This window comes from Sphingobacterium sp. 1.A.4, from assembly GCF_002734245.1.
In the GTDB taxonomy this organism is placed as follows: Bacteria; Bacteroidota; Bacteroidia; order Sphingobacteriales; family Sphingobacteriaceae; genus Sphingobacterium; species Sphingobacterium tenebrionis.
Genome location: NZ_PEAZ01000042.1, coordinates 21,359 through 38,067, shown reverse-complemented (window position 1 = coordinate 38,067; position 16,709 = coordinate 21,359). Strand labels below are relative to the sequence as shown.

The following is a 16,709-nucleotide window of genomic DNA, read 5'->3' as shown; positions in this document are numbered from 1 at the left end:
ACTGCTTTTTACCTCATTACCAAAAAATCATAAAACGGCTGTAAAGTCTTTATTTACAACCGCTTTGCCTGTTTCTAATCTTTGATGTATTTTTACTGAAAATTTATTTTAAAAAAAGTGCTAGAACAATTACAAGTCAAATCAATGTATTCAGCCAATACAGAGCAGACTCCAGAATTTGATCCGGTGAATAAAGGCAATTAAAATTTGTGATGTGTAGGGGCGGTGAATGTTTCAGTTCGGGAATAAATTCTTCTGCCTATATGAGATTTTTTACTATGCAAAGCGAAATGAGCAATTTCATTGATTTCCGCATTTCTATTACTTAAAATTCCTACCTAGTTAACAAAAACTATGGTCTTCATAGTAAGAAAATCTTATTTTCTATAAGCCTTGAGTGTAACTCAGGGCTTATTTTTTTACTAAATAAAGATTGATTATCATACTTTATTTAGTAATAATGCATAAAGTGAAGAATTTTGACGTGTAAAATTCAATTTCCTATTGAGAAATAATATAAAATAAAACAATTTAAATAGATAATTATTATACCCAAATATTATAATAATTATCTATTTTTGAAGTAATAAGTAAATTTAAATTAAAATATTAGCCTAAAATTTATTATTTTTAAATAACATAATATTTTTGGACAAATTAGCACTTCAAACCATGCAACACCTCTCTGACCGAGAACTATTATCATTGAACATCATGGATGACCAGGCCGTCTCTAAAACTCTATTTAACCGGTATTATAATAAAATCTTCTCCTTTTCAAATTACCTCCTTAAAAACTCAGAAATCGCAAAAGAAATAAGCATGGACGTGATGCTTAAACTTTTCGAAAAGAACAATAGCATCTCCTTAGAAGAAGGGCAGAACCTGAAACCTTATCTTTTCCGAGCAACAAAAAACGCAGTGCTGAACCACCTACGCTCCGTAAAGATCTTTACCAGTTCCATAGATGATAATCCAAGTATTCATGGCTTATGTGATGACTCACTGACAGACGCTGCGATGGACCTCAAAGAATTGGAAGCAAAAATATCTTATGTTGTAAACAAACTTCCCGAACAACGTAAAAAGATTTTTATTCTAAGCAGAGAAGAAGAATTGACCTACGCCGAAATAGCAGAGCGATTGAATATTTCAGTACATACTGTACGAAATCAAATGGCAGCCTCCCTTCAATTTTTGCGCAAGGAACTCCAAGGCGTGAATAGCCTATATCTTCTATTTCTGATTTCTTTTTAATTGGTTTTTATAGCGCCGATACCGTAATTAGGATCTTTTTCCAAGGGGAAAATGGCATGATTTTTTTATTGTTCACTAAATTCCATCTCTCCAAAAATTCTTCCTTATGACGATTAAGCTCTTCCTCGCTCAATCCTGAATTTTTACTTTTCCAAGCATTCTTTAAAAACTTCTCTAAATGTGCTCTTCCCTTTTCGGTTTGAAAATATTCATTCAGCAAGATCACCTCCGCTTTAGAACAGTTCCTTGAAAAAAATCTTCCGATAAATGCATTATCAATTCGCTGACTCATGCTTATAGAATTGGTTTATAATTTGGTTTATAGTAGTAATAACACCAAATCGAAAACCGAGTACTATTCCGATAAAAAATAATTTTAAAAGGATTTGGTTTTTCAATCAAAAACCAAAAGGAAAAAGAAAGTTAAAAGAAAATCCTAGGCTAATAAATGGGTTATTAGCTTATAAGAATAATTAAATAAACAAGCCCTAATGAGGAATCAATAGAACTAATATGACATTATAACTAAAATTTTTATTTCAACAAAGAGTTCAAATATTCACTGCTTATAGGTTCCAGCTTCTTCATTTCATCCTCTTTACGAACATGTGCATTCATTTCTTCAATATCTTTCACATACCTATCAAAAACCCTTTCTGACAAATGCAGTTCTTCAGCATCTTTAACTCTAAATAGATATTGATTATCCTTCAGTTCCAGATTAGAATAAACCCTATAAATAGCTGCTTTCGCTATCTTTGCATCATCATTAGAAAGCTTATTAATATCGATCGGACCCATCAACATACTATCAGAAAAATCGATCAATTGATCACCCTTTGCCAATTCTTTAATAGTTAAATGATCATAATTTGTACGATCAACTTTTTTCCCAACTTCACAAGCCGTTAAAAGTGCGATAGAAAGGAAGGTCAAAAACAACAATCTTGAATGCGTCATACCATTAATAATTAAATAGTTAGTCCTTAAAACTACAAAAAAAACACGACCAATTCCTTTAAAATCAGTATCGATTTTAAGTAATTCGTTTCTTTTCCACGATCCTATTTACCCTATACATCAGCAAAACACAGATTATAATACTTACAAATGTTATTATCCCCAACACATTAAAATTCTCAAAACCCTTTCCATCTGCATCCTCAATCAAAATAACACCACCTAAGATTGAAGCAATACCCCCACTGGATTGCTGGATGGCAGAATTGATGTTCATGAAAGCGCCTCTTTCAGCAGCCTCTGGAATGGCAGTCATCATCGCCGTTGCACTAATGATCCTAGAAGAAACAAAGAGCATCATCAAACTGAAACTTAATGCCAACATGAAAATATTTCCCGCTGGAATATTTACAAACCAAAGAATGGCAACACCTGCCAACAGACTTCCCAACACAAATAGCTTATACTTTCCCCAAGAATCACTGATACGACCAAAAATTGGTGAACCGATCAAGGTGGCAATCCCCGCACTAAAGAACACCAATGGCAATTGATCCTCAGCATAATGGAGGTCAAAAACCAAATGTGGCGTAATATAAGGTTGAAGGATAAATCCGCCGGTCGCCAAGAAAAATGTGGTGGAAAAAGCGACCAGGTAATTTTTATTACTGAAGACTCGTTTTATTACCTGAAAATACCGACTATCAACCCCAGGGATTCGTTTCGAGGGAATCGGTTTCATATACCGGATCAATAACAAAAAATTGATCAGCCCTATAAATACAATAAAATAGAAAGGGATATGCCAACTCCAAATATGGGCCAAGTATAGTCCCAAAGGAATTCCTAAGATCTGGCTAACCGAAAATGCCATCTGGATAAACCCCATGACGCGTCCTCGGATTTCATACCTAAAATAATCCGTAACGATTGCGAAGGTAATTCCCGACATCACTCCACCAAATATCCCAGCAACAATTCTAGCCCCCATCAAAAGGTAATAATTGGGTGCCAAGGCGCAGAACAAAGTACCCAAAAGGAAACCCACATACATGAATAGCAAAATCTGTTTCCTATCAAAACGATCAATAAAACCTGCCAAGAGAAATCCCGAAGCGCCCGCACTCAAGGCATAGGCCGAGACCAAGATACCAAATTGATGGGTAGAGATTCCTAATGCCTTGATCAGTTCCGCACCCAATGGAGCCATAACGGCAAAATCCAAAACTACGGTAAATTGCACTACGGCCAATAAAGCCACCAAAAGCGCTTCATATTTTGAAAAATTCATGTCTAAAATAATTAGTGCATTATCCTTACAACAAGTTATTGCTGTTTTAGATGGAGAAAATCTATCAATTCTTTTGCTGCGGCACGACCTGCGCGGTTTGCGCCGATGGTAGAAGCTGATGGCCCATAACCCGTCAGGTGGATTCTAGGATCTTTGGCTACCTGCGTTGTTAATTTTCCGGTCATTTCTATGCCCCCTAACTTATTTACCAAATTTAATCCCGCTAAATGATCAATGGAATGACGGAACCCGGTATTCCAAAAAATGACATCGGCTTCCATGCTTGTTCCATCCGCCCATTTCACCCCAGTTTCTGTAATTTCCTGAAACATCTCTTTCCGATCCAAAACGCCACTTTCCAAAAGGTCTGCTATAGCAGGTGTATAAGGTAATCCCGTAACAGAAACCACAGATTCCACGGGAAGACCTTCCCGCACGCGGGCTTCTACCAAAGCTACCGCATCCCTACCCTCCAGCTGTGTAAATTCATAATTCCGAAAATCAGGCGGTCTACGGGTGACCCAAGTTGTGCTCGTCACTTTGGAGATCTCTCCCAGCAGTTGGACGGCGGAAATACCTCCCCCCACCACGATCACATGTTTTCCTTTAAATTCCTCTGCACTTTTATATTGCCCGGTATGCAATTGTATACCTTTGAATTTATCCCAGCCCGGATATTTGGGGCAATGTGGTGTTTTCCAGGTGCCTGTCGCATTGATAATACCCCGTGCATTGAATTGCACAGCATTCGTCTTGATCAAAAAACGACCATTGCGTTCTATAACCTCAGTAACCCTTACAGGCCGTATTACCGGCAATTTAAAGGTCTTTTCATACTGTTCATAATACTTTGGAAGGGCAACATTGGCCTGCATTGCCTTATCGTCCTTATCGATCACCTCGTCAAATCCTAAACCAGGAAGGTCATTGATCCCATTCACATTGCTCAATGTCAAGGAATCCCATCGATGTTGCCAGGCACCTCCAGCACCAAACTCATCGTCGAGCACGACGAATCCCTTTCCTGGCTCCAATCCTTCACGCTGCAAATGATAGGCCGCAGAAAGGCCAGCTTGGCCCGCACCGATAACCACGATGTCCACCTTATAATAAAGGTCAGGCTTTGATTTGTTTTCTTGTTCCACTGTTTGTTCCTCCTTAAGCATAACGAAGTTAATACATTTTACCAAATCCCAAGAGTTTCGCCTAATCCGCAATCGTTTCCGTAGAATTCCATGATAAAAGCCACCTCTTTTTCCAAAATCAGCCTGCTGAATCGTATCTTTATCATTTTGAAAAACACGATTATATTTCTAAAAATCAAGATACCAATGAGAAGAACATCAAAATTAATCCTTTTAGGATTAACAGGACTATTGATGAACTCGACCGCAAATGCGCAATGGACCGGTCCAAAGACAAAACCAAAAGAACGTATCGAAGTTAAATATGGACCCATCACGCCTAAGCATCGGACAGATGAAGCCATGGAAGCTTTCCGTAATTATGGTTTGGGACAATTTATCCATTGGGGACTTTATGCCATCCCAGGCAATGAATGGGAAGGTGTATCCGCAAGAGGCGGTGCAGCCGCTTCGGAATGGATCCGTACCTGGTCGGGACCCAATGCGCCAAAAAACTGGAAGGAAATCTACGACAATCTTTACAAACAGTTTAATCCTACCGCTTTCAGTGCGAAGAAATGGGCTAAACAGGCCAAGGATATGGGTGCCAAATACATGATTTTTACGACAAAACATCATGATGGTTATGCCCTATGGCCAACGAAATATTCATCCTACAACATCAGCAACTCTCCTTATAAAAAAGATATCGTAAAAGAAGTGGTGGATTCCTATAACGCTGAAGGCATTGATGTATACCTATATTTCTCTATTTTGGAATGGAACAATCCGGATTACCTATCCAAGGCTCCTGAAACAGAAGAGGAGAAAAAAAGATATAATAGGTTTCTTCAATATACTAAGAACCAATTATTGGAACTTCTCCAGAATTATCCGACCATCAAAGGATTTTGGTTTGATGGTACTTGGGATAAATCATGGGTTCAGGCCTATGAATTCACGTACAACCTGGAAAAAGAATTGCGTGAAAAACATCCAGGTCTGATCATTGGATCAAGGTTCAGAAATGATGAACACGGAAAGCGCCATTTTGATAGCAATGGAGATATCCTCGGAGATTACGAACAAGGTTGGGAAAGAAAATTACCTCAAGAATACGAATGGTTGGATGGTAATGATTGGGATGCCGTAATGACCATACCACCTAATGGATGGGGATACATGAAAGATTGGTCTGGAATCTATACCAAAACAACGGATGATATTTTGGATATGCTAATGCATACCGTTTCGTTGAATGGAAATTTTGTGCTCAATTTTGGTCCCGATGGAAAAGGATTGATGCACCCTGGAGAAGATAAAATCGCAAAGGAACTTGGCGATTGGATGAAAGTGAATGGCGAGGCAGTTCAAGGCGTAAGGCACGCGGATCTTCCAAAAACTAAGATGGGATATTTGACCCAGAAGGATTCAACCCTTTATCTAACAGTATTTAATAGGCCGGTAAATAATTTGGCTAGGTTAGCATTCCCTAAAAAATCTACTGCATTACCGATTAGTGCTAAGTTATTATTGAATAATAAAGAATTAACAATCAAACATGCTGATATCGGTTTGGATTTGGATAAGAACACCTACTTTGATATTGTGCTACCGAAGGATTTCCAAACAGATCGCGCCTTTGTTATAAAAATTAAACTCGGACAACCTAAAATAAAATCTGATAAATTGATGGATGCGAAGATGTAAGTAGACTTAAATCTCTCATATTATACGTTATTGCGAAAGTTTTCCCGTCATTACGACGGTTTTCCCGTCATTGCGAGGAGGTACGACGAAGCAATCTTTACACTAATCGAAAGATTGCTTCGTTCCTCGCAATGACGGGATGATTGCTTCGTACCTACAAATAACAGATAGTTTGCTTCAAGGTAAAAGTATAGTTTAATTGACATGTAAGTGAGGTGTAAGTGCTAAAAGGTACTTACACCTCACTTACATGTCACTTACAAATCCCTTACACCCCGAATCGAATACATGCCATTCATAATTGATTAATCATTAAAACAATCTCAACTATTCTATCCGTTTTTAATTTTGTAAAAAACTAAATTACCCAAATTAAATAATCAAATATATTGCTCTAAACTTAATACTAAGCAACTTTAGTGATAAAATGCATTTATATAATTTAATATTTTAGGAAATTTTTACAGATTATGTAATACATATTTTAGTCAAACGTTTGCGTGAATTTGGACAAACGTTTGCGTTGTTTAACCTTTATGTTATTATAAAAAAGAATATTATTATTGTTAGTAGCCTTAAGTCAAGGTGACCAATTTTGGTTTATTCCTTGATTTATTTTAAACCAGATTATTAGGAATTTATAACCAAATACCATTAATAAAAGAACCAAAAAAATCAATAAGAAATAATTTAACCGAAACACTTTTTATATTAAAATTATGAACAAACATCTACATCAAAACTTCGTCGAATAAACGAAACACATCCTAGCATTGGCCTAAAATAACCTGGTCAATAACATTCATTTTTATTAACAAAATTTAAACTGGAAATAATGGTAAAAACTTCCATAAGTCTTTCTATTGCTTTATGTTTATCCTTTGGTGGCCTCCAATTGAATTCTGCGCACGCGAAAACATTTGGAGAATCTTCCTTAAAAGGATATCGTATTCCATTTGTCAAATCCCAAGTTGACACTTCGGAGTATAATGCAAAAACAGACACCATAGGCCAAATGGTAAAGGCCTTACAAAAGTTCAAAAATGCTAAGGATACAATCAACATCCGCGAAGCATCTGCTGTTCCAAACCTATCCCTTCAACAAATTGCTAAAGGGCATCTTGCTGGTCTTTATGTACAAGAACCTAATGGTGAACCAGGAACAGAACAGAGCATGATCGTTCAAGGTCCTTCAGGAATCTTGTTCTCCAAAAAAGATGTGTATGCCCTTCAACCTGCCGTTTATCTAAATGGCGTTCCTTTAGTGGCCGACAACCCTTTCGCATTTGATGTTCAGAAATACGATTACAATCGGGTGGGACCGGCGAATAACCTCTTAGCACAGATCAACATCAGTAACATCGAATCAGTGGTATTGGTGAAAGATCCCTTCGAATTGGCCAAATTAGGACCAAATGCTGCGAATGGGGCTTTATACATCACTACAAAAAATGCCAAAGCCGGAATCCGTGATATCAGCTTGAACACTTATTTTGGCTATGCAACCGCACCGAAAGTAAATACCGTCAATGGGGTTTATGAAAATAACTTCAGAAGACCTTTCTACGAGAAATATGGTAATCAGCAACGTTATGATGATTACGCCTTGTATTTAAGGGATTCGACGAACACCGCCTACTTTGGCCCTTCCAATTGGAACGACCTATATTATAAAAACACCCCAACCTATTCAGCCGATCTAGGTATTACCGGAGGAAATGAAAGAGCGAATTTCCGTTTCTTCGGTTCTGGAACCAAAAATGCCGGAAATGCCGATGAGACAAACATCAATCGTTACAACGTGTTCTTCGGAATCAATATGGCACCATTCAAATGGTTAACCGTATCCAGTAACGTGAATGCTGTTCGTTTGGATAGAAACCGCAATAAAAGTCTTCGCGACCGTTTTGCAGAGACCCGCTATATTCCCGATCTATCAACTCCCCTTTCTCCAAACAAAGACAACTTTGGTCTTTATTTAGACGAGAACAAGAAAAATGTGGATAATAACAGAACTACTTCCATCAATGGTAATTTGACCCTTAGTTCCAAATTGAACAGATTCTCGCTTCAATCGAGTTTATTCTTCGATTATAACGAAGGTATCCGCGATTACTTTACGCCGTCTACCCTAATGGACGGGGTAAGTTATATTTCCACCTATTTTGGTTATAACCAACGGATGATCTGGAACAATACGATCGGTTATGATTTTGACCTGGGTGATGACCATTCCTTAGATCTAGAAGTTGGCCATGTTTACCAAGGTGACACCTATAAGTATAACTATGCTAGAGCCTATAATGGACCTAACGATTACGTAAAATTGGTTTTTGTAGATCCGGGAGCTCAAGGAGATAGTTATTTGAATGCCTTGAATGCAGGAAATTTTTACGTTTTCCGTTACATCGACAAGGAGCTTAACAATTTGCTTTCCTTCTATGGTTCGGCAAAATACAGCTATAAGGACATCTTTAAGTTAAACGCTATGGTACGTCGTGATGGTTCATCGAATGGGCAACCAGATAGCCGTTGGATGACTTCGCCAGCTGTCAGCATGACCTATAACCTCAAAGATCAATTGTTCGCTGGAAGCAGTTTCTTCAATCAATTGGAGCTATCAGCAGGTTGGGGAAGAAATGTACGTATCTTCTTAGATGATCGCTATGCAGCAGGACCTCAATATCGTTCTGAGAGTGGATGGTATGAAGAACCTACCATTCCAGGATATGGAGGTGTATTAGGGATCAACCGTCCTTATGAGAGTGGATTTATTGGCTATGGAATCAAACTTCCTTATGCCGATAGGACCAATATTTCCTTAGATGGAACTTTCTTGAACAACCGCATGAATGCCGCTATTTCCGTTTATAACAGAAATGATAAAAACCAATTGGTTGGTGTACCAGTGCCGTTGGAATCCGGTTATTCCGTAAATTATAAATCAGGTCTGGAAGTTAACAACAAAGGAATTGAATTCCTATTGAACGGACAGATCATTCAAAATCCTGAAAGCTTCAACTGGCGTTCATCCATCAATTTGAATTATAACAAGAACGAAGTCACGGCACTTCCGGATGGTTATAAGGAAATCATCAATGGTGACAACAGATTAGAAGTTGGAAAACCTGTTACCTCTTATTGGATCTATAAAAACCAAGGGATCTACAATACCGATGCAGATGTACCTGCAGGCCATACCTTCAATGGAATCCCATTATTTGCGGGTGATCCACAATGGGCTGACCTGAATAACGATAACCGCATCGATACACGCGATAAAGTAATGGAAGGTAATCGATTACCTTCGTTGATCGGAGGCTGGAGCAATACCTTTGCCTACAAGAACTTCGACTTGAATTTCCATTTCTTCTTCGCGACAGGCCATAAAATCCTTAACCAATACCAGGCAACCAAGTATGATTTCATCAAACGTGAAGCCAGTAACGATATCACTTCTGTAAAAGAAGTATCCTCATGGCAATCTTTTGAAAAAGAAAAAACATACCCAATCTACAATCCTTGGTCGGATGTAAATGCTTACCGTGTTGATCAGGATCTATTCCTGGAAGATGCTTCCTACTTGAAATTAAGATCTGTTACACTAGGTTATGATTTCAAAAACGCTTCTTTCTTGAACAGCTCATCCGGCAAATTCAGAAGAGTATACCTCTATGCTACGGCATTGAACGTATTGACTTTCACCAAATTCACTGGTGTTGATCCTGAATTGAGCAATTACAACGGTTTATACGATGGAGCAAACTTAACCATCCCAAGAACATTTGTATTGGGCCTTAAATTGGATTTATAGGATTAAAACGTGTATATCATGAATTTATCGATAAGAAATATAAAAATTAAAAGAGCATTTTTTGGTCTTACCATGACGGCCGCCCTACTGGGAACTGGTGCATCGTGCAGCAAGATCGACGATGTTCCTTCTACCCGCTTAGCATCCGAGGAAACCAACTGGAAAACCTTGGAAGATGCAAAAGCCAACTTAATGTCCATCTATGGATTAATGCGTTCGGCAACGGTAGCAGATAATGGTCACTGGTTAATGGGCGATCTTCGGGAGGGTGATTTCACCATCACCAATCGATCTGACCTAAAGGCAGTCGTCAACAATCAACTAAATGCCTCCTACCCTGTTATTGAACGAGTAAGTAACTGGAGACGTTTCTATGCAGGTATCAATGCTGCAAGTTTATTCATTGAACGTTCTAGTGAAATTTTAGAGCTTGATCCCCGTTATACGGAATTGAACAATAAGGTGGATATCGCCCAAGCAAGAATGCTACGAGCATATGCTTACTTCTATATGAGTAGAATATGGGGAGATGTGCCATTGATCACTTCCTCCCACGATGGTGATTTTATCAAAACAGAGCGCACCTCCCAAGATCGTGTTTTAGGTTTTGCGACTTCAGAACTATTGGACGCAGCGCAGGTGGTTCCTTTCCGTTATGGCGGAACTGACCCGATCTATCCTGGCTTGTATTACGGTGGCGGATGGTCTTCTTGGAATGGAAACGTTTGGACGCGTTTATCAGCCTACATCATCTTAGCTCATATTGCTGCTTGGCAAGGAAACTATATCGATGCAGCTACTTATTCAAAATTCGTTTTGGACAACCAATCCACACAATATTATGTTGATGGTGCCAACCCATTGGATTACATCAATATGGATGCTTTAACAGAAAACCAGAACAACTATAGCCCATTTGCCTACAAACGTGCTACGGTAATGGTTGGTTTCCCATTTGAAGCAGGAAATGGTTTATCTACTGCGAATGGGCATATCGAGCAATTGACCTTGGCATCCCCTTTCATTCCGAAATCAAAACCGGAAATGTTCGTCAGCAAGGATAGCATTATCAATATTTTTACCGACCCTAAGGATTTAAGATTTAGTAAGGATTTGGTATCCGGCTACTACCGAACAAACTATTTCTATGGTTTCGATTCAGAACTTCCAATCTTCAATAAGATCAAAGTATTATACCCATCGCAGACTTCAGGAAATGTTACCCTGTTCAGTTCATCCATGGTGTTCAGCCGCATGGAAGAGATTACCCTTTTACGTGCAGAAGCATTAGCTGCTTTGGGTGATATCGACGGCGCCTATACTGCTTTGAATAAAGCATGTAACCTGCGCGGAATCGTTTATTCAACCCAAAACTCACCAGATGTCATCAAAGCGATTTTTGATGAAAGAAGAAAAGAGCTAATGGGTGAAGGCTGGAGATGGTATGATATCATCCGGTACCAACGATTGAAAAGATCGAACGCCCCTTTTGCAGAAAAAGATGGCAAGCAATTAACATTCAAAGAATTTGAAGATGCCGGAGGTATCTATTGGCCGGTTTCACAAGCTGTTATCAATGCCAATTCTTCGATTACACAAAACCCTTATTGGTTATAAATCTAGATTGATGAGTATGAAAACATTATTAGTAAAAACTCCAATAGCGGTATTCCTAGGAATATTATGCTTATGGTTCAGCTCTTGTTCAAAGAGTGACTCACCATATTACGATTATAAAAATGACGTACAATCTTTCAATGGTACGACCTTGGAATACCTGCAAGCCCAACCGGCAGGAACATTTGATTCCCTGTTATTGGTGCTTGACCGTCTTCCTGGCCTGAAGGATTCTTTGAACAATAACCAAGTAACCTTATTCGCCCCAGTGAATCTGAACTTTGCTGCTGCGATGAAATATTTAAACCTTGAACGTCGCCAATTAGGTGAACCTGAACTTTCTTTAAGCACGGTTGATCCGCTACAGTTGGACACCTTAGTTGCCCGATATATTATCCGTGGTGTAAAAACCACAGACGATTATATCCCTGAGTTGGATGGGCTTTTATTGACCTCGATTGCTTACGATTATCCAATGCATGTCCGTTACGTCAAACTAAGTGCTTCAGGATTCGAGAGTGGAGGCGCTAGTGCCGTTGATTTCAGCAATCCTTTCGGATCGAACATCAACAAAGATTGGATCACTACTCGTGCTACAACGGTGAACATTAAAACAACCAATGGAACCATCAATATCCTATCTGCTATCCACAGTTTTGGATTTGGTGAATTTACAGACCGTATGAACCCTATAGAAGATGATGAAGATGAAAACTAGTAAATCAATATTCAAGATTGGCATCGCGCTATGCTTGGGAGTGCTTACTTTTTCATCATGTAAAAAGAACCTTCCAGAAGAGCGTTTGTCGATTGCAAATGACTCCAAATACAATGTAACTGTATTTCAACCGGTGCTCGGAAGAAGTACCCTTTTCAACAATATTTTCCAATACGGAAATTCCAGTAGACCGCTTGATTTCAAGATTGTCAACATGCGAACTTTCGATGGTGAACCAGCTCCCGAACTAACCGAACATTATCCTGTCCTGGTTTGGAAAGGGATCTACAATGGTACTGAAAAGTCCATTGAAGAAATTGAAGCGAAAAGGACCATAGAGAACCATCCCTTATTTGATATCAGACCACATTCTGGCGATTTTATCATGTGGGCATCCGCCAATTCAAACATGATTAAAGCTCAACCAGATTCTGGATACGTGTTTGATGTGGAAATGTCGAACTCAGGTGGCCGAAAATATTTTCAGAATATGCGCTTAATGCCACTGCGAGAACGTCCGTATGAACCTTCCAATTTAGACCCAATCACCGGTCAAGGAACAAGCGTTTCGGTAAATCCCACTTCGGTATTTATGGCCGGTCAACGAGGTCAATATTTCAATACCCGTGATGATGTACAAGTATTGTTCAAGAAAACTGGAAATGGAAACAGCTTAACCATTAAGTTCATCGATTCCCTTTCCAATCCTATCGATCCGAACAATTTCGACGAAACAGATTGGGAAAACCTCGTGCATGGGTTCAACATGAAAAAAGATGATAAACAAGTGAAATACGATGTGGCTTATCCAATTCCTTTGAGCTCCTACCCGACCAGATACACAACGGTATCAGGAGATCAGGCACATATGGTTTTTAGATATAGTAGAATGGCTTTTGGGAATGTCCTTCAAAAGAACTACCTGACCTTCAACTTTAAAATCTTCGAAAAAGCCGATTGGGAATTGACTTTCTGGTTTAAACGGGACAAGCCAAAATTCGATAATGATTAGTGGTCCTTTACATTCATTTTAAATGATTATTTCAATGAAATATATAAAATACATCATCGTATTACTGCTTTTCACCATGCAGGATGTAGCCTGGGCTCAACAGCGCATCACGGTGACTGGAACAGTATATGACGCATCCTCCGGAAAAAGAGATCCGCTTTCCAGTGTAACCATTCTAAGTAATGGCCTGTCGATCGGATCAACAGATAATAATGGTAAATTCAGTATCAATGTACCGAACAATGCGACCTTGGTTTTCAGAACCATTGGTTATGACAGTAAATCGGTAAAGGTGGACAATAAAACTTCCTTAACGGTTGGTCTGACCTCTAGTAGTGAAAAAATTGCCGAAGTAACCGTAACATCGGGTTACCAAACCAAATCGAGAACCTTAAATACTGGTTCTGCAGTTACCATCTCCGGAAAAGACATCCAAGGCCAGCCAGCTGGCGACGTGATGAGCTTATTACAAGGTAAAGTGGCGGGTCTTAATATCCAAAACAATACAGGAGCCCCAGGTTTCCGTGGTAGTGTGACCATCCGTGGTATCTCTAACATCAATGTGACAGGTAATGGTAATAATGCCTTCTTAACACCTACTTCGCCTTTATATGTGATCGATGGGGTTCCTGTAGATGATAATGCCGATTATTCCTATGGTTTCCAACAAGCTGGGCCAGGTGTTTCTCCTGCATCCCAAATTCCACCCGAGGATATCGAAGATATCACCGTATTGAAAGATGCGGCAGCAACTTCCCTTTATGGTTCCAGAGGTGCTTACGGTGTTATCTTGATAACGACCAAACGTGGTAATTCTAAAGTCCCAGTAGTCCGCTATAATGGTTCTGCTTTTATGTCTGCTGTTCCCCAATTAAGATCAGTAATCGGAGGTAAAGAAGAACGTTTAATGCGTATCCGTCAAATATTGATGAACGATACTTCAGCTATCCACGCCTTAGATTTAGTGAATAACACCCCTTTCCTTTCGGATAGTTTGAATGCGTATTATAACAACTCTACCGACTGGCAATCTTACTTCTATAAACCAACGTACAACCACAACCATAACCTGAATGTATCGGGTGGTGATGTACAGTTCAACTACAAAGTGGTTTTAGGAGCTTATGATGAAAAAGGTATTCAGGAAAACACGGGCTACTCTCGTTACAATCTGAATATGAACATGATCTATAATCCGGTTCAAAAATTCAAGATCGAAGCCTTGCTCAATAATTCCATTCAGAAGCAACGGATGGGAAGTGGTAATGGTCTGCTGAATAATGGGGTAGCCACAGGAGGAGCATCTTCTTCCCTATTACCAGCACCATCCTTATATTCATCGGTAAACTCGGTATTAGGTGCTTTAACCACAGATGATGATAATAAGGTATTGAACACCAACGCAACAGTGAACATTTTCTATGACCTGTTCAGGAATTTTAAAGCAGGTGTTTACAATAGTTATACGACCGTTTCAAGCACCAAGGACAACTTCTCTCCTGCTGCTTTGAATTCAAACCAAGCGAAATATTATACCTATAATGACAGGGCAACTACCTTGTACAACCGTGCGCAATTATCCTACGTGTTCGGTTTCCGGGAAAAACCTGGTGATGAGGAATTAGCACATAACTTCAATTTATTTGCCTTCTCTGAATTAAGGGCATCCTTTTTCAAATCCGACGCGATGTTGAATGACAAGGTGGTGAATGACCAATTGAGAGGTCCATTAACGCTAATGACCAGTTACCTGAGCTCGAAAGGTGGTACCATTGGCTATACCGATCTGAGAACTGTAGCTTTCGCGGGAAACTTCTCTTATAACTACAAATCAAAATATGTATTGGATTTCAATTACCGTGTAGATGGACTTTCCACTAACGGACCAAATGCTGGTTACAAGAAAAACCCATCCATCTCCTTAAAATGGAACTTTGACCGGGAATCATTCCTTGACGCTTGGACCTGGTTAGACTATGGTGACTTCCGTGTATCTTATGGTTCGAACATTTCTCCAAATGGAAATATCTACCAAGCTTACGGTAAGTTATATGCTGGAGGTCGTTACAATAACCAAAACACGGTTATTTCAGATTTAGGAACACTTCCAAACCTTTCCTTAGAACCAACAAAGGCAACAACATACAACTTTGGTATGGACTTCTCCATTTTCCAGAACAGATTATCCGTTATGTTTGATAGTTACTACAAACAAAACGACCATATCTTTAAGGAGAAGCAATTATCATCGTCGAACTCCTTCAATGTCATCGGTTCTACGGAAATCAGTAATGTCAACTACGGTTGGGAATTCCAAGCCACAGCAAGACCATTATCACCATCCAGTCCTTTCAAATGGAACCTTTCTGGAAACTTTGCCATCAATAGAGAGATCTTGGCAAAACTTCCTGATGGTTTGAGGGAATTTATTCAAATTGATAATTCCTTGGGGCAGTCTCTATATTACCGTTTAGGAACGAACTCCCTATCCAACTATTTATTCAATACCAAAGGAGTTTATACTTCCTTGGATCAGATCCCTGTTGATCCAGTAACTGGTTTGCCAGTTCGCGTAGGCGGAAATGGTCTTTTGAATTACTTCAAACCTGGGGATCCGATTTATACGGATTTGGATGGTAACTATATCATTGATAATTATGATCAGGTTATTGCAGGTAACTCGCAACCACAGATTACTGGTGGTTTGATGTCCCTATTGCAGTATAAGCAATGGAGTTTAGAAGTAAATACATCCTTTACTTTAAAACGTGATATCCTAAACAACAGTTTAGCTGCTCAATTTGGGTTGTTTGGAAAACCTACCGAAATGGGCGGTTTAGTTCCGATATCGCAATATAATTTCTGGCAAAACGTGGGTGATGATGCTGTTTATCCAAATCCTTTTGATTTCGTACGTTCGGCAATTTTGAACCCTTTCCGTACGAACCAGACCTTATTCCAGGAAGATGGATCTTACTTCAAATTGAACTCCGTAAAAGTTTATTATAACGTTCCACAGACGTTGTCACAACGCTACGGTATGAACAGATTAAGTATCAATTTCACGGCTGCGAACCTAGGGTACATCACGCGGTACTCTGGTCCTAACCCGGAAAGTGTATCGGCTTTGGGTAGAGATATGTCTGGAGGTTACCCACTTCCAAAACAGTTTACCCTTGGATTAAATGTTGAATTCTAATTTGAAT

Annotated in this window: 11 protein-coding genes; 7 read left to right on the top strand and 4 right to left on the bottom strand. The window is 39.2% G+C overall.

The window, feature by feature from the left end; genetic code table 11:
- The first annotated feature begins 648 nt into the window (after nt 1-648).
- Nucleotides 649-1,257: an RNA polymerase sigma-70 factor gene (locus tag CRJ00_RS06215; protein ID WP_144038111.1), complete on the top strand. Its 609-nt coding sequence runs from the start codon at nt 649-651 to the stop codon at nt 1,255-1,257.
- A gap of 7 nt (nt 1,258-1,264) precedes the next feature.
- On the opposite strand, the gene CRJ00_RS06210 is transcribed toward CRJ00_RS06215, so the two are convergent.
- The 4 genes from CRJ00_RS06210 to CRJ00_RS06195 form a co-directional block, all read right to left on the bottom strand.
- Nucleotides 1,265-1,549 carry a hypothetical protein gene (locus CRJ00_RS06210; protein WP_099366018.1) on the bottom strand — a complete coding sequence of 95 codons (285 nt, stop codon included), beginning with the start codon at nt 1,547-1,549 and terminating at the stop codon, nt 1,265-1,267.
- A 242-nt stretch (nt 1,550-1,791) separates the two neighbouring features.
- Nucleotides 1,792-2,217, bottom strand: coding sequence for a hypothetical protein (locus CRJ00_RS06205; RefSeq protein ID WP_099366017.1), 426 nt, complete (start codon nt 2,215-2,217; stop codon nt 1,792-1,794).
- Between the two features lie 76 nt (nt 2,218-2,293).
- Complete coding sequence (locus CRJ00_RS06200) at nt 2,294-3,508, bottom strand: MFS transporter (protein WP_099366016.1); 1,215 nt, start codon at nt 3,506-3,508, stop codon at nt 2,294-2,296.
- 35 nt (nt 3,509-3,543) lie between these two features.
- Entirely contained in the window at nt 3,544-4,674 is a 1,131-nt protein-coding gene (locus tag CRJ00_RS06195; protein ID WP_099366015.1) for an NAD(P)-binding domain-containing protein, read from the bottom strand.
- 165 nt (nt 4,675-4,839) lie between these two features.
- On the opposite strand from CRJ00_RS06195, the gene CRJ00_RS06190 reads away from it, so the two are divergent.
- The 6 genes from CRJ00_RS06190 to CRJ00_RS06165 all read left to right on the top strand — a co-directional run bounded on the left by CRJ00_RS06190 (nt 4,840) and on the right by CRJ00_RS06165 (nt 16,702).
- The gene (locus CRJ00_RS06190; protein ID WP_099366030.1) at nt 4,840-6,342 is read left to right on the top strand and encodes an alpha-L-fucosidase; all 1,503 of its coding nucleotides are present in this window, start codon (nt 4,840-4,842) and stop codon (nt 6,340-6,342) included.
- 835 nt (nt 6,343-7,177) lie between these two features.
- Nucleotides 7,178-10,156, top strand: a complete 2,979-nt coding sequence (locus CRJ00_RS06185) for a SusC/RagA family TonB-linked outer membrane protein (protein WP_099366014.1) — start codon at nt 7,178-7,180, stop codon at nt 10,154-10,156.
- A gap of 18 nt (nt 10,157-10,174) precedes the next feature.
- A complete protein-coding gene (locus tag CRJ00_RS06180; protein WP_099366013.1) occupies nt 10,175-11,773 on the top strand; it encodes a RagB/SusD family nutrient uptake outer membrane protein in 1,599 nt (532 codons plus the stop codon).
- A gap of 16 nt (nt 11,774-11,789) precedes the next feature.
- Nucleotides 11,790-12,491 carry a fasciclin domain-containing protein gene (locus CRJ00_RS06175; protein WP_099366012.1) on the top strand — a complete coding sequence of 234 codons (702 nt, stop codon included), beginning with the start codon at nt 11,790-11,792 and terminating at the stop codon, nt 12,489-12,491.
- Nucleotides 12,481-13,503, top strand: a complete 1,023-nt coding sequence (locus CRJ00_RS06170; RefSeq protein ID WP_180268429.1) for a DUF5007 domain-containing protein — start codon at nt 12,481-12,483, stop codon at nt 13,501-13,503. Before CRJ00_RS06175 ends, CRJ00_RS06170 begins: the two co-directional genes overlap by 11 nt.
- 34 nt (nt 13,504-13,537) lie before the next feature.
- Nucleotides 13,538-16,702: a SusC/RagA family TonB-linked outer membrane protein gene (locus CRJ00_RS06165; protein ID WP_099366010.1), complete on the top strand. Its 3,165-nt coding sequence runs from the start codon at nt 13,538-13,540 to the stop codon at nt 16,700-16,702.
- Nucleotides 16,703-16,709: the final 7 nt, after the last annotated feature.